The following is a 24847-nucleotide window of genomic DNA, read 5'->3' on the forward strand; positions in this document are numbered from 1 at the left end:
CTAATCCTCAAGCATTTTACGACGGAAGACTGCGGCGATTTCGCCGAGTGTGTAGACGGATGCGCAACCGGTGAGGCCGAGCAGGAACCAGAAAAGCGTGGCAGCAAGGGTGGTGTCAGAGCTAGTCAATTCGTTGGTGAGCCAAATGGAGCCAAGGATCATGGTAAAACCCATGACGCGAAGGAAGATGCTGAGCGCCCAGAGGGCGAAGTATTCTTCGGGTTTGGATTGCGATGACTTAGCGATTGCATTTTGTGCGGGCATCGAGATGGCGGAGACGGCATCTTGTTTTGATTCTGCTTGCTCTGCGGGTTCAGATATCGCTTGTTGCGCAGGTTGGATTGACTGTTTGGGCTGCGATAGATTATTAGCGATGGACGAAGGGCCGGTTTCAGCAGATGCCAACTCAGGCTCGATAGGTACTGACTGGATGGCGGTCATCGCTTGCTTGAGATGAGCGGCGTTGGGATCTGACTCAACTTGATTGACAGGCGCGGCGATGCTCGATGGCTTATTGATGGTGGAAACGGTGACGACTTCACCAGCGGATTGCGGCTGATCCCCTGTATCGTCGATCTTGCCAGAACCATCGAGGGTGATGGAGATTCTCGGGGCGTTGGTTGAGGTTTTGCGCAAGATGAGTTTGTCTGATTCGTCTTGGGGCTGTTTCGTTGATTTTATTTTTTCTGATTCGGTGGATTCGTCTTCTACGGGCAAGTCGGCGTTAGTTTTTTTGCCTTTGAACAAATCAAGTTGATCGACATCGCTTGAGATCTGCTCATCAGTTTGATTGCTTGCAACTGTTTCGACGACTTCAGGTTCTAGTATTTGATTGTCTTTGCCTGCTATTTGTTCTTCTTGATCTGCCTGCTCGGTATTGTCTTGCTCGGAATTGCCTTCTGCTGATGTTTCGAGTGGCGACTCTTTTGTCTTCGCTGGCGATGTGATTTGCGTTCTTGAAGACGATTGAATGTCGCTTTGCTCTGGCTTCGCTTTGACTACAATCGGCTCATCAATTGCTTTTTCGGTTTGCTCGGGCTGATGAATCACTGTTTCTTCATTCGAAGATTCGGGGTTGGGATTGCTTTGAGCTGTTTCTTTGACCTGCGTTTGTTTGTCTTTGATCGCTATCGCGGGTGCTGAGGATTTCGCGTTGTTGGCTAACGGTTCAGAAGCAGTTGGCTCAACGACTGTTTTATCTGTGATTTTAGACTTACGCTTCGGTGTGGATTTAGCTTTAGGTAATTCCTTCGCCTGTTTTTCTTGCGTGTCATCTGAAGATACTGGCGGGTTTGCGGTGGCTTTGGCTTTACGTTTGTTTTTTTTAGCAGGTTTAGCTTTGGATGCTTTTGATTTCGTCTCAGCCTTGACTGGTTCAGGAACTTCTACTTTTTTCTCTTCTGGCTTAGATTTTTTCACTGCAGGCGTAGCTTCACTGACCGAGGATTCACTTTTGACTACAGCATCCGTATTGGATTTGGTTGCTGCTGCTTTCTTCTTGGGCGGAACTTCATCGGAGGCAGCAGCGGGGACGTTTTGCATGGTATGGCACCGCGGGCACTTGACGGACTTGCCGTGCGTGTCGTTGGGGACTTTCATGATGGCGTCACATTTGTCACAGCGAAATCGAAGCGGCATATCCATTACCTTTATTTCAGAAGAAAGGCTCATCCTTGAGGCAAATGACATCATACACGAAATGAATAAGAAAACGGAGCCTGTTCTGACAGACTCCGTGCGAGTTTCTTATATGTATTAACGCTTAAGCAGGCATGGGTATGCGCTGATTAGACGCCGAGGATGGAGAAACCGCAATCAACATGGATCGTTTCGCCGGTAACACCGGTTGAAAGATCCGAGAGAAGATAGACAGCAGTATCGCCGACTTCATCGCCGGTGTTGGTACGTTTCATGGAGGCACGTTTGCACTGGTGCGCGATCATTTCGTCCATGCCGCCGACGCCTGCGCCAGCGAGGGTTTTGAATGGACCTGCTGAGATGCAGTTGACGCGGATGTTGCGTTCTTTGTCACCCAACTCGTAAGCGAGGTAGCGGGTTGTGTGTTCGAGGCAAGCTTTTGCAACGCCCATGACGTTGTAGCCGGGTGCAACACGCTCGCCGCCATAGTAGCTGAGGTTGATGATGGAGCCACCGTTTGGCATGAGTTCCATGCCACGATTGGCCATGCCGATGAGTGTCCAAGCGGAAGTATCCATCGCTGCGGTAAAGACGGAGCGAGGGGTTTTATGGAACATATCGAATTTGAGGTAATCCTTGTCGGCGAAGGCGATTGAGTGGACGATGAAATCGATGGTGCCAAAATCTTCTTTGATCTTGGCGAAGACTTCGTCAAGTGATTCGTCGCTGTTTGCATCACATGGGTGCATCCAAGGCTCTTCGATGCCGAGGTTCTTTTGGATGGTTCTTTTAACGCGATGCTCCATCTTACCGATGGGGAGGAAAGTAAAGAGGCATTCAGCACCTTGTTCGATGAGTTGCTTGGCGATGTAGTAAGCGTAGCTGCGATCGTTTGCGACACCGAAGATAACGCCGCGTTTGCCTGACATTAAACCCATGGGTTTACTCCTGTTTTCTTAATTCATGTTGAATGATCTCGTTCCCCTAGAGCGTCTTGCGTAAGTACCTGCCGCGTTGACCAGTGAGTCGATGACACGCAACGAAGGTGCGATCAAGTCATTGGCTGATATAACGCATTCGCAAGTCCTATGAGTATCCATGCAAAATGCTCTAGGAAGGATGAGAATAGTTGAAACGGTCAAAATTGCAATACAGCGTCATCAGTTACGCTGGGGTATTACGAGCGTTTCATTTGAAATTCCATTATTCAAAACCTTCTATTTTTAATGCAAATAAAACAAAACCCGCAGATTTGAGCCTGCGGGTTTTGCAATTGTATGCGGTATGAACGGTTTGATTAGCGATAGAATTCGATAATCAGGTTCATATTAACGTCAAATGGGATCTGGTCTGAGGTTGGGACTGCGACGACCTTAGCGGTGAGGCTTGAAGGATCGAAGGTTAACCAGCCTGGGACGTCGTGACCTGCGAGAGATTCCATGTTTTCACGGACGCGGGTCTTCATCTTGTCCTTCTTGAGGGTGATCGTGTCACCGACTTTGACTTGGTATGAAGGACGGTCGACTTTTTTGCCATTGATGAGGATATGACCGTGAACGACAGCTTGACGTGCAGCCCAGATAGAACGTGACCAACCGAGACGGCGGACAACGTTATCCAAACGCTGCTCAAGCAGACGCATCAGCACTTCACCGGTGTTACCCTTGGTGCGCGTTGCGGTCTTGAGATAGTTGCGGAACTGCTTTTCAAGTACGTTGAAATGGTAACGCAGCTTCTGCTTCTCGTTCAGACGAACACCGTAGTCACGCAGACGACGGCCACGGAAGCCGTGAACGCCGGGTGGGTTGAGCTGACGCTTGGTAGTGTGCTTAGGAAGGTCAGCGATCGGTACGCCGACTCGGCGAGAGAGCTTAACCTTTGGGCCTGTGTAGTTGGCCATAGTGATTCATCTCGTTTCCGAGACGCTCCAGTAAGAATTCAAGTGGCGCGGCCGCGGCTACGGCTTACCACAAGGGAACTTCAGGGCGACAATCGTCCTGCTGTAAGGTCAGGTATTACACCCGAAAGTATCCAGAAGGTCAAATCGTGGGAGGTTAAAATTGTGTGTATCTGCGTGATTAATCGGGTGTTATGAGATTCAACATGGCTGAGGGGATGTGTTGATTTTGGGCAACATCTGAGCATGAACAGGTCCAAATCACCGATTAAGCAATAATAACGTATTTCATTGATTATCAGTTGGTTACGATTTACTTATTGGTATTTGAGCCGATCGGCATGCCATTCGCATGGATGAAAGTCATGAGAACGCAAGGAATCTATGCGCTGATGACGGCTGGCTTGATGTTTATCGCAGTAGGACTGGGCGGGTGCGCCAGCAGACAGATGGTGGTCCAGGCAGGCCCGCTATCTGGGGCGGATGGTGGGTCGAGGTCGTATGCGCTGAATTCACCGCGGATGGAGATGTTCGCGGCATCGAGTTCGCGCGGAAAGGCATACTACAACCGAAATAATCGGCAACCAACAGTGGAGGTACAAAGGCCTCAAAACGGGGAACGGGTTTACTCACGAGACACGTACTACACCTACGGCAATCGCACATACCACCGAGGCTATCTGTCGATTGAGCGGCAATCGCGTTAGTGATGCGGGTTGATTATTGCTTCAGTGGCTCAATTAGAACGATCTGTGGGTCTTGACCGACCTCAGCATAGACAGTGGTTCGGACGACTTCGCCATCGGGAAGGTTGATAGTGATCTGATGGCTGCCTGCGTAGACAGAGAAAAATGCGTTGCCTAGATCGTCGGTTGCTGCCGATTCATTAGTCCACCACAGTTTGCGGATCATTTGTTCAAGGGTTTGACCGCTTGAAGATAGAGAGCCATCTATCTTGAAAAGGGAACTGTTTGGGGCCGGTGATTCATTCGGATACAGACCCGCAAAATAGATGGCAGTAATCTTCTCTTGGGCAAAAAGTAGTCGCAGCATGATTTCCATATTCAGCGCGGCGCCAGCTTCACTGTCGCCACTAATCGACAGATTGCTGATGATGGTGTTTGCATCAAGACGATCGAACCACGCGAGGTCACGCTCGATGGCAGACGGTACAAGTACACCTGTTACTTCCTGGCTTACCGCGATCCGTGTTACAGGGATCATTGATTCACGAAGGCTGATGATTTTATCGAACATTTCGCGTCGACGTTTGCCGAGCAATGTATCGCTAAATGCAATGGCTAGATTCGCATGCGGCGCAACAGCTTTTGTTTGTAGCACAAGCTTACGGAGCATAGCGAGACCGAGTTGCTCGGTCATAAAATCACGATCTAACATGCCGCTGTATATACTGAATCCAGAAACCTGCTGCTTGTAATCAAGCAAGATCTGGGTCGAATACTGATCAAGAGATTGGGCCAAATCATTACCTTGCAGCCCCGTCAGCCATTCAGGATTCTGCCCTTCATCCGCGTTGATAAGCCGGCCCCAATGAATACGTTTACCACCCTGCCTAGCGAGATGAAGGATGGGCCCAATGTAATTGTTTTGGATCTCGGAATCCTGCTGCGGCTGCAGGTTATTCCATTGCGTGTATCGATCGAGACTGACCGCATTGAATACGCGCCAAACAGGTGCGGAACCATCAAACCACTCAGCTAGTACTTCTGTATTTTTAGGTAAAACAGCTCCCCAAGTGAACGCGTGTTTGAGTTGCGTCACATGCACATTTGCATTTTCAATGGGCTTACTATTTTCATCAAGCACAATGACACGCAGATCACGCATGCGGTATTGCTTGATCGCGGCATCGGATTGATTCACCCAGTGGCCACGCAAAACCTGAGCTGTGAGTGAATGCGGTATAAGCAGCGTAAAAATCGTTAATAAAACAAAGATAAATTGGCGAGTTATTTTCTGCATACGCTGCGTGTACTTGTCTTTTTCGGATTGTGCGGATTCGTCACAATTGCGCAGCCGACGCTCGGCTAGCCTAATACTTCCATCGCCTCGCTGAATGTAGCGACTTGAACGAGCTTGGCATCTTTGGGCGCTTTTTCTCGGGTTTTTGGGCAGATGATGTTTTTAAAGCCGAGACGTGACGCTTCATGGATGCGCTGCGAAAGCTGCTGGACATGGCGTAGTTCGCCGCCGAGGCCGATCTCACCGACGGCACACCAACCGGCTTGTAGTGAGCGATTGGCAAATCCACCGGCAATAGCGAGGGCGATGGCCAGATCTGCCGCGGGTTCTGCGACGCGCATACCGCCAACAGAGGAAGCGAAAATATCCTGATCCGCAAGACGGAGGCCACCTCGCTTTTCAAGAACCGCGATGAGCATCGCAAGACGATTACCGTCAAGGCCGGAGACTTTTCGCTTCGCAGAGCCGAGGAAACCGGTCGCTGTGAGCGCTTGCATCTCAACCATCAAACAACGTGAGCCCTGTAAAACTGGGCAGACAACGGAGCCGGATCGTGGTTCGTATTCACCTGCAAGAAGACCGCCGCCACCATCAACTTCACGTAAGCCACGATCAGTCATTTCAAAAAGGCCGACTTCAAGGGTCGTGCCAAAACGATTTTTGATACCCCGCACAACACGGTGCGAGTGATAACGGTCGCCCTCAAAGTAAAGAACACAATCAACCATGTGTTCGAGCAGACGTGGGCCTGCTAGTTGACCTTGCTTGGTGACGTGACCGACGAGGAGTAGCGCTGTACCTGATGCTTTCGCGAAGTAGACCAATTCAAGGCAGCAAGAACGCAGTTGTGTGACTGAACCAGGTGCTGCGGAAAGATCACCTTTATAGATCATTTGGATCGAGTCAATAACACAAACACTTGGCTGCACTTTGCGTGCTTGTTCAACAACGCGAGCGAGGTTGGTGTCGGCAAGAACGAACATGTTGCCGTTGGTTTTTCCAGCATTGAGACGCTCGGCGCGGAGCTTGAGTTGCTGCACTGATTCTTCACTGGTGACATAAAGCACACGCTCGCCCTGCTCTGCTAATTTCTGAGCGGCTTGTAGTAATAATGTTGATTTACCGATCCCGGGGTCGCCGCCAACAAGCACCGCGCTACCTGGCACAAGCCCCTGCTTCACGATTACATCAGCCTGATCAGCTTGCGCGCCGCCAAGCACGCGATCAAGTTCGGATATGCCGGTGCTGAGTCGCTCAAGGTTGTCATCGCTATCGTCGATCTCCTCCACAAGCACAGCTTGCGGCGAAGCGCCCGTTGAAAGATCTGTACCAACACCAGCCCCCCAAATTGCACCAGCAGTACCTCGCTGCGCATCCATCCCAGCCCCAGCATCCGCTTTAAACTCGACAAGCGCGTCCCAAGCCCCGCAATCCGGGCATTTTCCCATCCATTTCGCTTGCACCGCACCACATTCATCACACATGAACTGTTTTTTTGCTTTCGCCATCTCGCCACATCCTTGAAGCCTGACTGCCGTTTTCTGCCGTCTTTGAGCAGGAACTCATGTTTTGCGGCCATCATACCCGAATATCATCCTTACAACGGGAACTTTCCACAACAATCTATGTGACTGCTCAGATCGAACCGAGAGGTATGACAGTCGTATGAATAAAAGCCGATCCAGATGGTTAATCTCATAGAATCGGCCCGCATAGCTGACAAGACATTACAATGGATGCAACATGAATCTGGGATGGGGCGTCACTGAGGGAAATCCAAACAGATGAACAACACCAAAATCGCTATCAGACTCGCCGTGATCGCTGTCATTGCTTTAACGCTGATCACGATGACCGAATTGCGTGCTCGCACAACTTACTCGCTCGACAAGATCGGCCTCCTCGCCACCGTGCGACATAACCTGATCAGCCAGTACGTCGAAGAGCCCGACCAAGAACTCATGATCGAGAACGCGGTACGTGGCATGATCTCCGCACTTGAAGATCCGTACACATCATTTGTCTCCAAATCTGAACTCGAATCATTCGAATCTCAGATCACAGGCAACTTTTCCGGTATCGGGGCTGAAGTCGACATCAAAGACCGCCGCTTGCGAATCGTATCACCACTTGAAGATTCGCCGGCTTGGAAGTCGGGCATCCTCGCTGGCGATGTCGTGTTGGCAATTGAAGGCGAAGACACAATCGACATCAAACTCAATGAAGCTGTCTCAAAACTCAAAGGTCCAGCGGGTACCGATGTCACGATTACCGTTCGCCATACGACTGGTGAAGAAAAAGACATTACCATCACCCGCGGCAAAATCAACATCCAAACCGTTCGTGGTTTCCAACGACAAGAAGACCACTCATACGATTTCATGCTGGATGATGTCAACAAAATTGGTTACATCCGCGTCACGCAATTCAACGGCAAAACCGCAAACGATCTCAAAAATGCGATCGAAGAACTCAAATCAGCCGATTTGCAAGGGCTAATCCTCGACCTGCGTTTTGATCCAGGTGGTTTACTAACCGCAGCGGTAACGATCTCCGATTACTTCCTTCCCGAAGGCCAGCGTATCGTTTCCACCAAGGGCCGTGTTGTGCCTGAAGTCGTACACACAGCAACCGACAAAGGCACGCTCATTTCGGCCGACATCCCATTGGTGGTGATCGCGAACGAATCATCAGCATCTGCATCCGAAATCGTTACCGGCGCACTTTCCGACAACGAACGTGCTCTCTTCGTGGGAACGCGTACCTTCGGCAAAGGCTCGGTTCAGGAAATCCGAGAGCTGACCACAGGAGCAGAAACCGCGGGCCTTCTCAAGTTCACAAATGCTTATTATTACCTCCCCAATGGCCGCAACATTCACAAACGTGAAGGCAAAGACACATGGGGCGTCGATCCTTCACCCGGCGCCTATGTACGCATGACACCGAAACAAATTGAGGAAATGATCAAGGTTCGCCGTGAGTCAGACATCCTGCGTCAAACCGATGGCCAGAATATTGAACAGGCAATCTCTCCAGAATGGATCAATGATACACTCAAAGATCCACAACTCGCCTCATCTTTGCAGGCGGTTCTCGGCAAGCTTGATACCGGTGAATGGCCAACCGTTGGCTCAACCAATCCGGAGATCCTTGTCCTTGAAACCAAGCGTGACAATCTCAACCGCCGCCGATCATTGCTCGCAGATACACTGACCGAAATCGACAAAAAGATTGAAGAAGTCGAAGCTGAAATTAATGGCGAGCCGATCATTGAACCTGCTGAACAAACAGCATCAATAGATCCAACCAACCCCGAAACCGAGGCCGCCATTCCCACGCCAACGGCTGAATTGGCCCAGTAATTCGGATACATACAGAATTCATACACCCGCAGGCGGCCGCTTGCGGGTTTTTCTTTGCCGGTTGATTTCGGCTAGAATCCCTGATTCAAACCATCCCTCAAAACCCACGAATTAGCAATCCAACCATGACACTCATCCTCGGCATCGAATCTTCTTGTGACGAAACCGCCGCTTCCATCGTTAAAGATGGCCGCGTTGTGCTTTCCAACATCGTCGCATCCCAACATGAACTCCATGAACGCTATCGTGGTGTTGTGCCTGAAATCGCCTCGCGCGCTCACCTCGAAAATATCCTCCCGGTAATACAGCAGTCTCTTCATGATGCCAACCTTACGCTCAACGACATCAACGCGATTGCCGTCGGCAACCGCCCCGGCCTAATCGGCTCGCTCATCGTCGGCGTTTCTGCAGCCAAAGCGCTCGCATGGTCGTCCAACAAACCGCTCATCGACATCGACCACGTCCAAGCCCATCTATATGCAGCGTCTTTAGTCGAATCCAATGATCAACTGACCTCGCAACCCGAACCACAATTCCCCGCACTCGGCCTCGTTGTTTCTGGTGGGCACACAACGCTCTACCAAATGAACTCACCGCTTGAGATCCAGCCAATCGGACGCACGATAGATGATGCGATCGGTGAAGCCTACGACAAAGCAGCTGTTATCCTAAAACTCGGTTATCCCGGCGGGCCACTCATCGACAAAATCGCTGCCCAAGGCGATCCCACAGCCTACGATCTGCCACGTTCCATGCTCAAACCCGGCTCACTGGACTTCTCATTTTCAGGTCTCAAAACCGCCCTCCTCTACGCTGTCCGTGGTAAGCCTGTTGGCAAAGGTAAAAATGCAATTTTCAAAAGAGATGTCGAAGATTTATCTAATCAACAAATAGTCGATCTTGCCGCTTCATTCCAAGCTGCTGCCATTGATGCTGTGATCCGCAAGCTCAAACGTGCGGTTAATGCAATCCGCAGCCAAACCCCAGAGCTCGCTCCAAAAAGCCTCGTCATTGGTGGCGGCGTCTCCGCTAACTCACACCTACGTGAGCGAGTCAAAGATTTCGCGAAACGATATCAACTACATCTCGACATCCCCGCATTCGCATTCACACAAGATAACGCTGCCATGATCGCGGGCCTCGCCCACATACACTACCACAACAACAGCTTTGCAGATCTCTCTCTTCCTGCAATCGCCACATCTAAAAACCTCTAACTGTCAAATAGAACTAGCTTTTGCCTAGATAAGCCAATGAAGTGCTGCCCGCCACACGCATACCGCCAATCGTCCATATCTCTGACTGCTCTTGCTCTTCCTGAACTTGTTCCGGCTTGTGAGTATCCATCACATCCATATTCTCATCAACATCATCCGCAATCGCGCTTAACTCAACAAGGCCAAGCACGATAACCATCGCGAACATCGCACCCCAACCCGCAATATTTAGCAATACTCTGATCATAGAAAACCTCACTACTGATGCTTGTTTGCCCATAGCGGGCATTAAACCAAGCAACATTAGCCAGCCATTTGCCGGTTATCTATCAATCAGATCCCCCCGTTAATCTCCATGCAATCCCTACCGTTCCCCGCATTCCGCACGGAGCATTCGCTCAACAATCTCTTCGATCTTGCCATTCTTAACATCCGCAGCAAACAAATCTCCATCACGACCAATAACAAAATAGTCTGGAAAGCCATAAACGAAATACGCATTCGCCACAATTCCAAGCACTCGGATACGTAATCCCATATGCCTCCACAACCGCCTCCACCCGCTCACCTTCGTGCTGATGACAGATCCCCAACTCACTAAATACCTGTATTTCTTTCTACTTGACCCATTGGTCAACGAGTGAGTATTTACCCAAGATACTCTAAAATCAAACTCATTCAGCAAATCGCCCTATCTGATTCAACACATTCTCAATATCCGCAATGTTCCCACTCACTGACAGCACGACACCTTCTGGATCAATGAGCACATACGTCGGCCACCAGCCAATCGTCCACGCCTTCATCGATGCCAATTGTTCATCTCTCGCCACCGGGTACTTGATCCCAAATTCCGCAACTTTTTCACCCATCTTGTCCTGTCCCTTATCCGAACTACAAACACCGACAAACAGCACACCCCAACCCTTATACCGCTCGTAAAACTCGTTATTCCCCTCAATCGAACCAATACTGTCCGAACACCATGTCGCCCAAAACTGCACCACCGTAAACTTCCCGTTCATATCCGCGTCGCTCACCTCACCATTCATCCAACCCGTCACATCAAGCCTCGGCCGCTGCTTGCCTACCAACGCCTCACGCGTTTCTTCAAGCAGCCTTGCCTCACGAGCTTCACTGCTTTCATTACGATCACCCTCCTGAGCATCACTGACCGAAATCATCATCATCACAATCAATGACAAAAACGCTCCCCACCACACAATACTTTCGCGGTTAAACATGACGCATAGCCTTTCTCACCACATATCGCAGATTCAACAATCAACACTATGCGTCTTCCCTTGTCATTTCCCACCTTCACCCATCTCATTCCTCAATCCGCACTAAATTCCATCACTTCCCCACTTCTCATACAATCTCATCCATGTCCATCTCCATCACCTTCCTCGGCACAGGCACCTCCGCTGGCATCCCCATGATCGCCTGCGACTGCTCCGTCTGCACCTCAACCGATCCACGCGACCACCGCTCGCGTCCCTCAATTCTCATCACCTACGATTCACCAGACTCCGCACACCCTATTCAATATATCGTCGATACAGCACCCGAACTTCGCCAACAATGCATACGTGAAAACCTCACCCGCATAGATGGCGTCCTCTACACCCACGCCCACGCCGACCACATCCTCGGCCTCGACGACCTCCGACGATTCAATGCCGCCATGGACGCCCCCATCACCATCTACGCCGAATCCACCGTCCTAGAACAACTCCACCGCATCTTCCAATACGTCTTCGAATCACACCGCAACATCAACAAATCCTTCGTCGCCAACCTCATCTCACAGCCTATCGAAACCTACGAACCTCTCAACCTTCAAGGCACAACCTGGACACCCCTTCGTCTCATGCACGGCCGCCTCCCAATCCACGGCTTCCGCATCGATCATCAATCCCACTCAATCGCCTACTGCACCGATGTCTCCACCATCCCCCCCGAAACTTACCCCTACCTCTACGACCTCGACATCCTCGTCATTGATGCACTACGTTATCGCCACCACCCCACTCACCTCACCGTCAACCAAGCCCTCGAAATCATCGACCGCGTCAAACCCAAACAAGCCTATTTCACCCACATCACCCACGACATCCAACACGCCGACCTCGAACCCCAGCTCCCCGAAAACGTCTACCTCGCCTACGATGGCTTCACTCTATCACTTGATTAGTTATTGGTACGCTTTTACTGCATTAGTTTTTGATTCAGTCACCAGCGCATCTTTAATCAACTGTAAATCTCGATCAAAGTGATAACCATGCGCGAAATCATGATCAGGATAATTTTTATTCCGAAGCACCCATAGATCTTGACCTTCTCGCAAAACCTCATCGTAAGTTAGCTTGAAATTAATTTCGACATAACCACGAACATCTGCTTCATTCTCCGGCCAACCCAAATCATATTCTTTCGGAGTATATGCCTTCAAACTTTCCCAATCTTTCGGCCAATCACCATCATTATCAATCACATACATCCGTATTAATTCACCAACCATCATTGCATGATGAGCTGTCGCGCACTCTTCACCAAAACGATTCATCGCGTACATAAAAAAATACCAAACGCAATCGCCCCAACAATCGGAGTAGCAAGAATAAATAGCCCTACCCCAATCATTACTTTCCGAAGTTGATTGCCCACCATTTAACTCCCTGAAAATATTGAATGTATAAGTTTATTTTCAACTTAGATATAGCCGTACAAACTTAACAACCGTGTATTAGTTTTCTCAGTGCCTTTCCCTCATCCCCTTGCCGCATCAGATGTTCACCAACCAGCACCTTCGTCACTCCAGCGTTCATCAATTTCACAACATCATCATGCGTGCGAATCCCACTCTCACTCACCAAAATCTCCGGCTGCTCCACCATGTCTAATAGTCGAATAGTATGATTGATATCCGTCTTCATCTCACGCAGATTCCGGTTGTTGATTCCCAAGAGCATATACTTCTCATGCGGGAACCCAACATGCGGCCTTACCGCCAGCAAACTCTCAACATCATGCACCTCCAGCAACGTCGTCATCTTCAACTCTGTCGCCAAAATCATCAGATCAATCAGCCGCGGCACTTCCAAACATTCCGCAATCAATAAAATCGCATCCGCGCCCGCCGCACGCGCTTCCCAAACCTGATACTCGTCAATCATAAAATCTTTGCGCAAGACCGGCAGATCAACCTCCGCACGGATCCGCTGAATGTAACTCAAATCCCCTTGAAAATACTTCTCATCCGTCAGACAACTAATCGCCGCTGCACCGTTCGCCTCGTAATTCTTCGCAATCGCAGCCGGATCAAAATCCTCCCGAATCAAACCTGCCGACGGGCTCGCCTTCTTCACTTCAGCAATCACACTCACATGATCCCGCTTCGCTGTCATCGCCTTAAAGAAATTCCGCGGATGCGATTCTGCCTTCGCCCGCGCCTTCATCTCCTCCAGACTCACCACCCGCTGACGAGCTTCTACTTCAACCTTCTTATCCTCAACGATCTTCGCCAAAATATCACTCATACCGTTCTCGCATTCCTTCTATCTTCACGCCGCTCCCACAGCGTTTTGGTTCTCTTTTCAGTCACACAAGCATACCCCCACACCGACGCTTCGTCACATATTTTGCCCCCTCAGCCCCTCTATCACATACAATAGCCCCATTCCCCCGACTCCCCACTAATACCCCCTTACTGGAGCATCACATTGCCCATCCTCGGCCTCCTATCCGACTCACACGGCCAAGCCGCCCTCACGCAAACCGCCGTCAACATCCTCCTCGACAACCAAGCCGACATCCTCATCCATTGCGGCGACATCTGCACACCCGAAGTCCTTGATGCCCTCGCCGTCAACTATCCCCCATCACACCCCCAAGCCGGCACACAAGTCGAAGTCCACCTCGTCTTTGGCAACTCCGACTACAACTACCAATCACTCGCAACCTACGCCCACTCACTTGGCCTCATCGTCGATCACCCCACCGGCTACATCACGCTCCCCGACAACCGCACACTCGCCTTCACACACGGCCACGAACACCGCATCCTCTCCACACTCCTCACCCAACACACCCCCTTCATCATCCACGGCCACACGCACCGCCGTACCGACTTCACCGAACAATCTTCCCGCATCATCAACCCCGGCGCCTTCACCCGTGTCTCTCAACCCACCGTTGCAACCCTCAATACACAAACCGACAAACTCGTGTTTCACCCCGTACCATCCTCATGATACACTATCCCCAGTACACTGTACGAGCACCACTGACTCACTCAGTCAGCCTGCTAAAATCCTCAATAACAACACACGCCCACGCATAGCACATCACGCATCACGAACCGCTTTATGACCCCCAATGCACAGGACGCCTCGCGCATCATGGACGACATCACTGTCAGAACATTCCAACCCGATGACCAATCCGCCGTCATCACCCTCTACAACCAGGGCCTTCTCGCCGGCCAAGTCACCCCCAATGATACCGGCGCCGATATCGAATACATCCATGACGCCTACTTCGACTCCGATCGCCACCACTTCTGGGTCGCCACACAACATGACCACATCGTCGGCATGATCGGCGTAGCCTCAGACGACGACCACACCGCGGAAATCCGCCGCTTACGTGTTCAACCCGACCTCCAATCCACACCCATCGCTGCTAAGCTCCTCGCCACCGCGCTCGAACACTGCAAAACCCACGGCTTCCTCAAGATCCGTCTCGACACTCGCTTTGAACGAGATGAAGCCGTCGGCCTATTCGACAAGCTAGGCTTCCAACACACACGCACCAAAAACGTCCAAGGCAAAGACCTCCTCGAGTTCTACCTCGACATCTATCGTCAAGACCAATCAAACGATGATTAATCATCACACGCAACAAAAACAAAAACGCGGCGCCTTTCAGCACCGCGTTTTTTAATAACCCGCTTACCTATTCGATCATTCTTTTCCTTTCCCCATACCAAACGCCGTCGTCACCGCTAACAAACACCACAACCCATCCCATGCACTAAACACATCCTTCAGCCGATCCATGATCGTCATTTCTCCAAGCATCGGATCAACCATAAACCTTCTAACCAGCGACTTCTTTTCATCCGCTCCCATCTTGCTGGCCGCCGCACCGATCTCTGCCATCATTTGTTCTTCAATCGTCGTCGGCAACGGCCTTTCCTCATCATCACCTCGCTCAGCACGTCGATTCAAAACTGTCTGCACTCGTGAACTAAAAGCCTTCTCTTCGCTCATCTTCCCCGCCATCGCAATCTCCACCATCCCCGGCATCTTCGCAAACTCACCCGCCATCAAACTCGGCACACCCCACTGCATAATGATCAACTTTCCAACCAATAATCCCACCACCGCTAAACCCGCAGCAGCTGTCCCAACCTGCGCGCTCTGCTTCCCTGCAATCACCGTTACCGCCAATCCCACCAAAAAGCCGATCCCAATCGCCACATATCCCACCTCATACCCCGACAAAATCACAATCCCTGCCCAGATCGCACCCGCAATCACCGCCACGAGTCCGCCCACCATCACCGCCGCACCAAACCCCATTGCCATCTTCCCAGCTACCTTCGCAAGTTCCTCACCCATCCCATGTTTCTCCCCACCTTTATGAATAAACTCACCGCAGTTCACACACAACTTCACCCCTTCCTTCACCGCCTTCCCGCAATGCGGGCACTTAATCATTCCATGCCCGATCAATGTCGCGCTTTCCTTCTCCAAAACTGCTTCAATCTCTTCCTTCGTCTTCTTATGATCCGACTTCACCGCCCCCTCCGGCAACATCCCCAACTCATAACCCTCACTATAAGCCTTGCTCTCCATCTCATCTCCACACGCTGGCACAATATGCGCAACGCCACACCCCGTACACTTCACTTTCTTCCCTGCATACTCCGGCGACACACCCAGTTTCTGACCACACTTATCACAGTGAAATTTAATCATGACCAGCTCCTTCTTCATCAGGAGTGCGACATCAATCAATTAATTAAAAACAAAATTAAAAACTCACATCGCCTTCATTCAGTATTGACGCTTCAATTCACATTAAATGATTTCAACAGACATCTAAAGAAATGCTTATCTTTTATCTTAAAAATACCACATCCTTACCCCATCCGCTAGAAAATTCTCACATGTGCACCCGTTTCCAACACACCCTGAATCTGCCATGATCAATCCATTTGCGTTATTCAGCCACGTTTGAATATCGACTTCGTACTCACCACCCCAATCGCCCCTATTGCCATTAACCCCACCCAAAACCCATCACGGTAGCTCACCATTGACACCACCTTCTCCTTCGGGCTCATCTTCGCAATCCGTGGCTTCACCAAATACTCTCTTACCACCATCAACTGCTCCTCATCCGTCATCGCCATCATCACATCACTCACCTTCGCATACTGCGACGCTTTCATTTCCACCCGCTGCTTCTTCTCCCAATCAATATCCTTAAACCGCTCCGCCGTCTCCGCGTCAAACGACCCATCCGCCACCAACATCATCACGACCGCCGCCTCAACTATCCGGTCATCCCCAACGCTCACCCGCGCTTTCATTTCTTCAAGCGCCAGCAGCGCCACACCCAGCTTCCCAACACCCATCCCACCACCTGCTAGCACCACCGCCATCACAGCCAACATCCAATGCCGTTGCCCTACCATCTTCACCAGCACCCAGCACACACCCGCTCCTAATAAAAACGCAACAACGCCCAACTCCATCCCAAGCATCACCGAAAGCGCCGCCCACAACACACCCCCCACCACCGCAGCCATCGCGCCTCCCAATACCGCACCCATCCCCACTGTCACCCCTGCACCAGTTGCTCCCACACCTTCATACCGACGAAGCCCTCCAGTCATCATCTCCTCACCCAACTCAGCATCCATCTCATACGCGCCGCCCGATTGGTCATGCGTTTGCCATCCCTCTCCCTCAGCCCCATCAACAACTTCACCACCACCCTGAAACGCGCGTACCGCATCACTCAAACCACTAAACCTCGCTTGCTGCTCAATCATCTCAGAATCAAACCCCATGTCCCCTAGCGTTTCACTCCCCGCCACAGCCCCTCCCATCTCAACCCGCAGCTTCTCCTGCTCTTTTTGCATCCGCTCCGACTGCGCAGCATCATATTCTGCAACCCGCCGATCATATTCCCCATCATCCATTTTCACGTCTAACCCACCACCACATCCCCTGCATTTTACAACCTGTCCTAAGAGCGCTTCCGGGACATGCGATCGCTTCCCACATCTTTGGCACATTATCTCAATCATTGCCTACCTCATATTTCCCTTCCCCCTCTTTTCGCCCGTCTATTTCATGCTTAGTCCACTATCTCAACTTCTTCTTCTCGTATCCTCTTTCCAGCACACAACCAATACGCCGCACCCCCGCACAGCAACACCCACAATACATCATCCCACCATACCGTAGCCATCACCCCATCCCAAAGTTCCATTCTCGACGCCTGCTTCCCTCCCCAATGCTCCGATACCAAGCCCGCTCGCCCCTGTTCATCTAACCCCTCAACTTTCTCTCTAATCTTCGCATAGAACACATCGCTCACCCGCCCCTCAATCGGCTCACCCCACTCCAAATCACTCACAGAATCCCAATTCGCCATATCCAGCTGATCATCGACAACCATCTGCGACACCACCGCCATCTCAACATACAGCTCATCCACCATCACGCCGCGCACCTGCCCCCCGACTAATTTCTCCAACCCAAACACCCCCACGCCAACCTTCCCCGCACCAACACCAAAAACCATCGTTAAAACCGCAGCCGACAACCCCAAATCACGATGCCGCCCCACGCTCAGTTTCATCATCACCCACCCCACCAATAACCCAATACCGATCGCCACGAAGCCCAATCGCATTCCCAGAACCGAAACCAATGCCGCCCAAATCAATCCCCCTACAACCGCAACCAATAACCCCGCAATGCCAGTCATCCAACCAACTCGATGCGTCACCGCATCCTCATCATCGCCCTGCCCCTCTCCCCACGGCCGCTCATGCTTCTTCATCATGTCCTTCAAACCAAGCGCTTCTCGCCTCGCAGCAACCTCACGCTTAATCATCCGTGTCACAACTTCTTCGCGCCCATCAACCCCCGTCTTCACCTGCTCCGCAGCCACCTCCTCTTCACTCAATTCACCCACCGCACCAATCCATGCCTCACCCCGGATCTGCCCAGCACCACTCTGCCCCATCGGCGTTGCACCTGACTGTTGAACCACATGACCACCATCACCCACCACCCTCACCCCATGCATTTCCGCATTCGCATCCATCCCCAGATCCAACCCTGTTTCGCCGGCACCTTGACCAACTTCGCCAACCTCAACGCCTTGCGTTTCCCGCGCCGCCAACTCGCGCACATCCCACATCCCCGTCTCCCCGCTCCCATCCACACATTTCTCTTTCAGCATCTCAACCGTGTCGCATAACCTCTTCTCATGCGCCACCCACTCATGCACACTTTCAGGTTGCCCCTCCAACAACAATTCAACACACTGCCCACCATCCACACGCTCCATCCAAGCCACACCATCGCTCATCCCACCATTGGCCTCTGCACGCGCTTCACGACTCGACACCCGCACCTCTTCCCAACACCGCACACACTTCACCACTTGCCCACGAAACATCGCAGGTAGCCGCATCCCACAGCCACAATGCTCACATATCAACTCAATCATCGGTACCCTCGAAATCACTCAGGTCATGCTGTTACATCAACCAACCATCTACACTTCCACACCACAACCCATAAATCCCACACGTGCCAATTATACAGCACACCCTCTCCAGATGCCTCATAAAAAAACCCTGCTCACTCGCAGGGTCTTTTAATTCCGATATCAATCTAGAGCAGCTTGCGTGATAACATGCCATCTACTTGATCACAATAATCAGCAGTAAGACGCTGCTATTCGCGATGAATACGTAACGACCCACGACTCAACGTGGCAAGTCATTACAAAAAACGCACTAAAATCTCACTCACCTTCAACCAGCGGGCTGAATCGCGATCCCGCCAGCGGCAACTTCTCATTCGAAGTGTCCTTCGGCAAGTACATCCCCAATAGTGCCGACACCACCACAACCACAACATTCATCAACCCAAACCACCACCAGTTCCTGAAACCAAAGTAGATCATAAAACCAGTCGCCAACATCGTTGCGATCGTGATCGGGATCAAAGCCCGCCAAGCCATCCGCATCAACTGATCAAAACGCAAGCGAGGCAGCGTCCACCTCACCCACATCATCAAGAACAGCAACGCCGTCACCTTGCCCGCAAACACACCAAATTTCAGGAACGCAACCAGCACGCCCAGCAGCAAGCTATCGCCCACATACTCAGGGAAAATCGATGTGAACGGCAAGATATCCCAGCCACCCAAGAACAACAGCGTGAAAAACGCACACGCCGTAATCATATTCATATACTCACCCAAGAAGAACAGCGCCCACTTCATCGAGCCATACTCCGTATGGAACCCACCCACCAATTCCTGCTCGGCCTCCGCAAGGTCAAACGGAGCACGGTTACACTCCGCCAACGTACAAGTAAAGAACAGCACCGCCAATAACGGCTGGGCAAAGATTCCCCAAGTCATCCCTGTAAATCCGCCGATTTGACTCGATACCATCGCCGTCGTTTCCGTCGACGCGTAAAGCATAATCATCACCAACACACACAGCCCCTGCGGGATCTCATAACTCAACATCTGAGCCGCCGCACGCACCCCGCCTAAAAACGAATACTTACTGTTTGATGCATACGCACCCACCACAACCCCATACACCGCCAGCGAACTGATCGCCAGAATATAAACCACACCAATATTTACCGGTGCAGCCGTCGCGTAAACCATCTGTTTCGCAATCGTCTCTCCACCGATCAACGGCAACCATTCCGGAATCACAAACTCTGGGATCGCCAACAACCCGCCCCAAGGAATCACCGCCCAGCTCAAAGTCGCCGTCAGCATCACCATCGCCGGCGCCAACCAGAACAACCACTTATCCACACGGTTCGGCGTGAAGTCCTCTTTCAACAACAACTTAATACCATCCGCCAACGCCTGCCCCAGACCCATCATGTGAATCTTCTCAGGTAAAAACCCAAACCCCAGGTTCGTACGGTTCGGCCCGATACGGTCTTGTACCCACGAAGCCACCTTTCTCTCCAAAAAGATCAGGTATGCACACGCACCTAGCGCCGCATTAAACACCACCGTGATCACTACAAAACTAACAATAAACTGAGGCAGCCAGTCAATATTCATATCGTGTCTCTTCGTTCCTTATCGAACCGTCAAAACAACCCCCCCACGCTTGATTACTTCCAACACCCGTCCCACTAAGCTCCCCCAACTATATCCCCAATCAATACTTATCACCCCCTATCATCCCCATTCCCCTCACAAACAACATTTTCCACCCGCCACCAGCGAATTATGGCATAAACCTCTACAATACGCCAAATCACTCAGCCGATTACACAATAGTCGACGCCCAACGCCTCATCCCGCCTCCCCCTCACCACCAACTAGTACGAGCCACTAGCACTAGCACTTGCTTATGCCCAAACCCACCAATTCCACAACCAAACCATCCCCCCACCCCCACTCCGACGAGTCCATCAAGGAAACCGTCGAGTCCATCGTCATCGCCTTCATCCTCGCCTTCATCTTCCGCGCCTACGTCGTCGAAGCCTTCATCATCCCCACCGGCTCCATGGCCCCCACACTCCTCGGCCAGCACATCCAAATCAACTGCTCGCAGTGCGGCTACTCCTTCCCCGTCGACAATACACCCGGTGCCTACACCTCACCTCCACCCGCCATACTCTGCCCCATGTGCCGCTTCCCCAACGCCTACAACGGCCTCCCCATACGCAACGGCGACCGCATCCTCGTTCAAAAATACACCTATCTCTTCAATGAGCCCTCCCGCTGGGACGTCGTCGTCTTCAAAACCCCCATCGCATTCAACAACGACCGCACCCCCGGCCCCACCAACAACTTCATCAAACGACTCGTCGGACTCCCCAACGAATCCATCCGCATCCTCGACGGCAACATCTACACACAACCACTCGACCCACAAACCAATCAACCCCTCTCTCCCGATTTCAAAATCGCACGCAAATCCACCAACCCCGAAGCACAGCAAGCCGTACTCCGACCCATCTACCACGCACAGTACATCCCCCTCGATCAAGGCCGCATCTCCTCAACCCCCGGCAACATCGGCCAATCTCGCAACATCCTAATCGGCATGTCCTACCACCAGTTCCCTTGGCAAACCCCTTGGACACCCACCAACTCCACCGACGCCTTTAATTGGCAAATCGATAACCAACGCTCCTACACCTACTCACCCAAAACCTCATCTCCATCCCCCTCCACCATCACCTTCGACTTCGCACGAGGCCACGAACACAACCGCCTCGCCATGTACCCCTATAACGAACTCAAAGACCGTTCCGACCTCGAACCCATCGAGGACATCAACCTCGCCCTCACCATCAACCCCAAAACTCCCAACACAGCCATCTCACTCTCCACCACCGCACGCTGGGACGACCCCGACCCAGCCGCCCTTCCTTACATCCTCACCGCCACCATCACCGCCGAAGGCAACGCCCTCCTCACCGCAACCAATCAGTCCACCAACAAAACCACAACCCTCGACGTCATCCCCTTCCCAACTCTACCACCCGACACCAACACCGAACTCCAGCTCCGCTACATCGACCAGGAACTCTCCTTCTGGGTCAACGACTCACAAATCCTCTCGCACGCATACGACCTCCCACTCGACTTCCTCGCAAACCGGCGCGCACCCGACCCAACCCCCACCATCTCCATCACCCTCGATAAGCCTGCCACCCTGCACAACGTCAACCTTGATCGCGACCTGTACTACGCCCCGCGCCCAACCAACGGACTCCTCGGCCACGGCGCCATGATCCGCACACAAGATTTCCCCGACCAAGTCCCAACAGGCCCCGTCACCCGCGCACAACCTTTCAACATCGGCCCCGACGAATTCTTCTGCCTCGGCGACAATTCCCCCTCTTCCTCCGACTCCCGCGCCTGGCAGGACGTCGACGCATGGATCAGCAAAAACTACTTCAATAGCACCGACAAAATCGGCGTCGTCCCCGGCGAACTCATGCTCGGCCGCGCTTTCTTCGTCTACTTCCCCGCTCCCTACGGCTACATCCCCAACTTCGGCGACATGCGCTTCATCCACTAACTCAACCCCTCAATTCAATCCTACCCATCTCCACAAAACTATCACTCGATTAGTCACCTAAAACATATCTTCAACAATCACTTTTCAATTCCACACATCTGTACTATATTTGAACTACGCTCGTGTTGATGCTGACTAACACGTTCACATGTTTCAACCGGAGGCAATGGAATGCACCGACTATCTCGTACCAGCGTGATGCCAATCATCGCAGCGCTATCGATCCTTTCACCAATCTCTGCCACAACCACATTCACCGATCTCGACGGCGACAACCTGCTCGATATCAACGAACTCGATAACTTCAACGCCCTCAAAGCACTCCAAGAAATCAAAATCAAAAACACAGCCCTTCAAGACACCACCGGCATTAACCAACTACAAAACGCAACCAGTATCGAGATCCACGACTCGCAAATCGCCTCACTCGACAATGACGATTTCTACGATCTGAACAAACTCCAAGTTTTCAGACTCTCCAACAGCAACATCACCTCACTCAAATCCGGTTCATCCCTCTTCTCACTCTCCAATCTCTACTCCCTCGTCATCGACAGCAGCAACATCACAACCATCGAAGCCAACACCTTCGACGGCCTCGCCACCCTCAGCTACCTCAACCTCTACGGCAACAAAATCAATCGCACCTACGCACACTCTTTCCAAGGGCTATCCAACCTCTCTTATCTCAGCCTTGTCGACAACCAACTCTCCGAAAACACATTCGCCGTCGATACCCTATACCCACTAGCCTCACTCTTCTTTCTTGAGCTCGGCAACAACAACTTCACCACCATCAACGCCGACTACTTCCAAGGCCTCACCAACCTCACATCCATCGATTTCTCTGTCAACAAACTCTCGATATTCGATCTCAACAGCTTCATCTTCACACCCAACCTCAAATACCTCGACCTCGCTTACAACGATATCTCATCCATCAAACATCTAAGCGCCACAAGCAGCATCAACACTTTCGACAATCTCAAATTCCTCAGCCTTGTCGCCAATAAACTGACCTCAATCGACGCATCCTTCTTCCAAAACATGAAGAACATCGAAGATGTCCATCTTGCATTCAATTACGATCTCACCACGATCGCAGAAGACACATTCAAAGATCTGAAAAAAATCAAAACCATCACCCTCACCAACTGCAACAAACTCAACCTCATCGATGGCACATTCAATAATCTCACCACACTCGAAGAACTCGATCTCAGTGATACCAACACCACACACATCACCACAAACACCTTCAAAAATCTGCCAAACCTCGAAACACTCCGCCTTGGCTCAAACAATATCCAATCCATCGAATCAGGTGCCTTCAAAGACCTCACCGCCATCAAATACCTATCATTCATGGATGCAAACCTCGACATCCTCGATCTCACCGACGCATCACTCCGCAACCTCGAAGAGTTCCGCGAACCTGATCAAATCCACACCGCCATCCTCACCCGCCTCGATATCGACCAGGATTCCTTCGATGTCCTCATGCTCGGCGCCGGCTCATACGCCGACCTCAACCACCCCACAAACACCGGCCTCGCAGACGCCGCAAACCTCACCACACTCATACTCAATCAAATCAACTTCGCCGACATCACCGACCTCTCATCCCTTACCTCAAACGCGTTACAAGACAACCTCACCACCCTCTCAATGCAATACATCACCAACCTCGATGAATCGCTTCTCTTAAGCCTCATCGACGCCAACAACCTCGCAGCTCTGAACACGCTCAACCTCACCGGCTCATGGAGCGCACTCTCCACTGACACACAAAACCAACTCATGAGTTGGGACGCAGTTGCAACCAACACCCTCATCATCCCCGAGCCCGCCGCCGCTTCACTCTTCCTACTCCTATCCCTCACCGCCCTCTCCTATCGATCTCGCTCCAACTAGAGCAACTTGCGTGATTATTCACTGATCTAGCTAAAGCAAGTCAGTAGCAAAATAGCGAACGAGGCCTCATCAAATCGTAAACGACCTTCTGGTCAATAAGTGAGTATTTAGGCAAAACGCTCTAAAAACGATTACGAGCATCAACAACAACACACCCAACTGCGAGCAAACCTGCCCGCAGTTTTTTACGCGCGCCCCAAACCGCCCCCCCACACACATACCATCGCTCAATTTCAAACCCACATCGATTCTTCACAATTCAAAATAGCCGCCGCGACACCTCGCGGCGCGCCTCACCCTCTCCATCATTTCCCCTTCCCTACTCCCCAACGACGCTCGACCTAACCATCGATTAGGCTTTTTTCATCACAACCTATCAAGCCTGCTACCGCCGGTGGCAGGGTGTCTGAAACGGCAACGCTCGACCACCACCAATCGCGAAACAGGAAATTCGCCTCCCTCAACGCACGTACGTACTTCGTCCACCCAACCATGCAAT

Annotated in this window: 22 protein-coding genes; 8 read left to right on the forward strand and 14 right to left on the reverse strand. The window is 51.6% G+C overall.

Going from position 1 to position 24847, the window contains the following annotated elements; all coding sequences use genetic code 11:
• The 3 genes from KS4_RS11500 to rpsD form a co-directional block, all read right to left on the reverse strand.
• On the reverse strand, positions 1 to 1599 hold the full coding sequence (locus KS4_RS11500) for a hypothetical protein (protein WP_145078115.1): 1599 nt from the start codon (positions 1597 to 1599) through the stop codon (positions 1 to 3).
• Between the two features lie 188 nt (positions 1600 to 1787).
• Positions 1788 to 2576 carry an enoyl-ACP reductase FabI gene (locus KS4_RS11505; protein ID WP_145078117.1) on the reverse strand — a complete coding sequence of 263 codons (789 nt, stop codon included), beginning with the start codon at positions 2574 to 2576 and terminating at the stop codon, positions 1788 to 1790.
• A 359-nt stretch (positions 2577 to 2935) separates the two neighbouring features.
• On the reverse strand, positions 2936 to 3538 hold the full coding sequence (rpsD, locus tag KS4_RS11510; RefSeq protein WP_145078119.1) for a 30S ribosomal protein S4: 603 nt from the start codon (positions 3536 to 3538) through the stop codon (positions 2936 to 2938).
• 362 nt (positions 3539 to 3900) lie between these two features.
• Here rpsD and KS4_RS11515 point away from each other — a divergent pair, with 362 nt between their 5' ends.
• Positions 3901 to 4242: a hypothetical protein gene (locus KS4_RS11515; protein ID WP_145078121.1), complete on the forward strand. Its 342-nt coding sequence runs from the start codon at positions 3901 to 3903 to the stop codon at positions 4240 to 4242.
• A gap of 13 nt (positions 4243 to 4255) precedes the next feature.
• Here the strand turns inward: KS4_RS11515 and KS4_RS11520 are convergent, their stop codons facing one another.
• On the reverse strand, positions 4256 to 5518 hold the full coding sequence (locus tag KS4_RS11520; protein ID WP_145078123.1) for a hypothetical protein: 1263 nt from the start codon (positions 5516 to 5518) through the stop codon (positions 4256 to 4258).
• 65 nt (positions 5519 to 5583) lie between these two features.
• Complete coding sequence (radA, locus tag KS4_RS11525) at positions 5584 to 7026, reverse strand: DNA repair protein RadA (protein WP_145078125.1); 1443 nt, start codon at positions 7024 to 7026, stop codon at positions 5584 to 5586.
• Positions 7027 to 7302: 276 nt separating this feature from the next.
• Here radA and KS4_RS11530 point away from each other — a divergent pair, with 276 nt between their 5' ends.
• Positions 7303 to 8880, forward strand: a complete 1578-nt coding sequence (locus KS4_RS11530; RefSeq protein ID WP_145078127.1) for a S41 family peptidase — start codon at positions 7303 to 7305, stop codon at positions 8878 to 8880.
• A gap of 125 nt (positions 8881 to 9005) precedes the next feature.
• Positions 9006 to 10097, forward strand: coding sequence for a tRNA (adenosine(37)-N6)-threonylcarbamoyltransferase complex transferase subunit TsaD (tsaD, locus tag KS4_RS11535; protein WP_145078129.1), 1092 nt, complete (start codon positions 9006 to 9008; stop codon positions 10095 to 10097).
• Between the two features lie 13 nt (positions 10098 to 10110).
• On the opposite strand, the gene KS4_RS11540 is transcribed toward tsaD, so the two are convergent.
• From KS4_RS11540 to KS4_RS11545, 3 genes are all read right to left on the reverse strand, one after another.
• Positions 10111 to 10344: a hypothetical protein gene (locus KS4_RS11540; protein ID WP_145078131.1), complete on the reverse strand. Its 234-nt coding sequence runs from the start codon at positions 10342 to 10344 to the stop codon at positions 10111 to 10113.
• A 117-nt stretch (positions 10345 to 10461) separates the two neighbouring features.
• The gene (locus KS4_RS17645) at positions 10462 to 10635 is read right to left on the reverse strand and encodes a hypothetical protein (RefSeq protein ID WP_200761192.1); all 174 of its coding nucleotides are present in this window, start codon (positions 10633 to 10635) and stop codon (positions 10462 to 10464) included.
• A gap of 136 nt (positions 10636 to 10771) precedes the next feature.
• Positions 10772 to 11341 (reverse strand): TlpA family protein disulfide reductase, encoded by a 570-nt coding sequence (locus tag KS4_RS11545; RefSeq protein ID WP_145078133.1) that lies wholly within the window; start codon positions 11339 to 11341, stop codon positions 10772 to 10774.
• Between the two features lie 143 nt (positions 11342 to 11484).
• On the opposite strand from KS4_RS11545, the gene KS4_RS11550 reads away from it, so the two are divergent.
• Positions 11485 to 12294, forward strand: coding sequence for an MBL fold metallo-hydrolase (locus tag KS4_RS11550; protein WP_145078135.1), 810 nt, complete (start codon positions 11485 to 11487; stop codon positions 12292 to 12294).
• On the opposite strand, the gene KS4_RS11555 is transcribed toward KS4_RS11550, so the two are convergent.
• Together KS4_RS11555 and trpC are read right to left on the reverse strand one after the other, a co-directional pair.
• Complete coding sequence (locus tag KS4_RS11555) at positions 12295 to 12666, reverse strand: hypothetical protein (protein WP_145078137.1); 372 nt, start codon at positions 12664 to 12666, stop codon at positions 12295 to 12297.
• Positions 12667 to 12832: 166 nt separating this feature from the next.
• A complete protein-coding gene (gene trpC, locus KS4_RS11560) occupies positions 12833 to 13639 on the reverse strand; it encodes an indole-3-glycerol phosphate synthase TrpC (RefSeq protein WP_145078139.1) in 807 nt (268 codons plus the stop codon).
• A 183-nt stretch (positions 13640 to 13822) separates the two neighbouring features.
• Here trpC and KS4_RS11565 point away from each other — a divergent pair, with 183 nt between their 5' ends.
• Entirely contained in the window at positions 13823 to 14353 is a 531-nt protein-coding gene (locus tag KS4_RS11565) for a metallophosphoesterase family protein (RefSeq protein ID WP_200761193.1), read from the forward strand.
• A gap of 114 nt (positions 14354 to 14467) precedes the next feature.
• A complete protein-coding gene (locus KS4_RS11570) occupies positions 14468 to 14989 on the forward strand; it encodes a GNAT family N-acetyltransferase (RefSeq protein WP_145078143.1) in 522 nt (173 codons plus the stop codon).
• A gap of 75 nt (positions 14990 to 15064) precedes the next feature.
• On the opposite strand, the gene KS4_RS11575 is transcribed toward KS4_RS11570, so the two are convergent.
• The 4 genes from KS4_RS11575 to KS4_RS11590 form a co-directional block, all read right to left on the reverse strand.
• Positions 15065 to 16084 carry a zinc ribbon domain-containing protein gene (locus tag KS4_RS11575; protein WP_145078145.1) on the reverse strand — a complete coding sequence of 340 codons (1020 nt, stop codon included), beginning with the start codon at positions 16082 to 16084 and terminating at the stop codon, positions 15065 to 15067.
• A gap of 248 nt (positions 16085 to 16332) precedes the next feature.
• Positions 16333 to 17424 (reverse strand): hypothetical protein, encoded by a 1092-nt coding sequence (locus tag KS4_RS11580; protein WP_145078147.1) that lies wholly within the window; start codon positions 17422 to 17424, stop codon positions 16333 to 16335.
• 50 nt (positions 17425 to 17474) lie between these two features.
• On the reverse strand, positions 17475 to 18860 hold the full coding sequence (locus KS4_RS11585; protein ID WP_145078149.1) for a hypothetical protein: 1386 nt from the start codon (positions 18858 to 18860) through the stop codon (positions 17475 to 17477).
• A 300-nt stretch (positions 18861 to 19160) separates the two neighbouring features.
• A complete protein-coding gene (locus KS4_RS11590) occupies positions 19161 to 20456 on the reverse strand; it encodes a complex I subunit 1/NuoH family protein (protein WP_145078151.1) in 1296 nt (431 codons plus the stop codon).
• Positions 20457 to 20751: 295 nt separating this feature from the next.
• Here KS4_RS11590 and KS4_RS11595 point away from each other — a divergent pair, with 295 nt between their 5' ends.
• A complete protein-coding gene (locus KS4_RS11595; protein WP_145078153.1) occupies positions 20752 to 22434 on the forward strand; it encodes a S26 family signal peptidase in 1683 nt (560 codons plus the stop codon).
• A gap of 171 nt (positions 22435 to 22605) precedes the next feature.
• Positions 22606 to 24348, forward strand: a complete 1743-nt coding sequence (locus tag KS4_RS11600) for a leucine-rich repeat domain-containing protein (RefSeq protein WP_145078155.1) — start codon at positions 22606 to 22608, stop codon at positions 24346 to 24348.
• Positions 24349 to 24847: the final 499 nt, after the last annotated feature.

This window comes from Poriferisphaera corsica, from assembly GCF_007747445.1.
Taxonomy (GTDB): domain Bacteria; phylum Planctomycetota; class Phycisphaerae; order Phycisphaerales; family Phycisphaeraceae; genus Poriferisphaera; species Poriferisphaera corsica.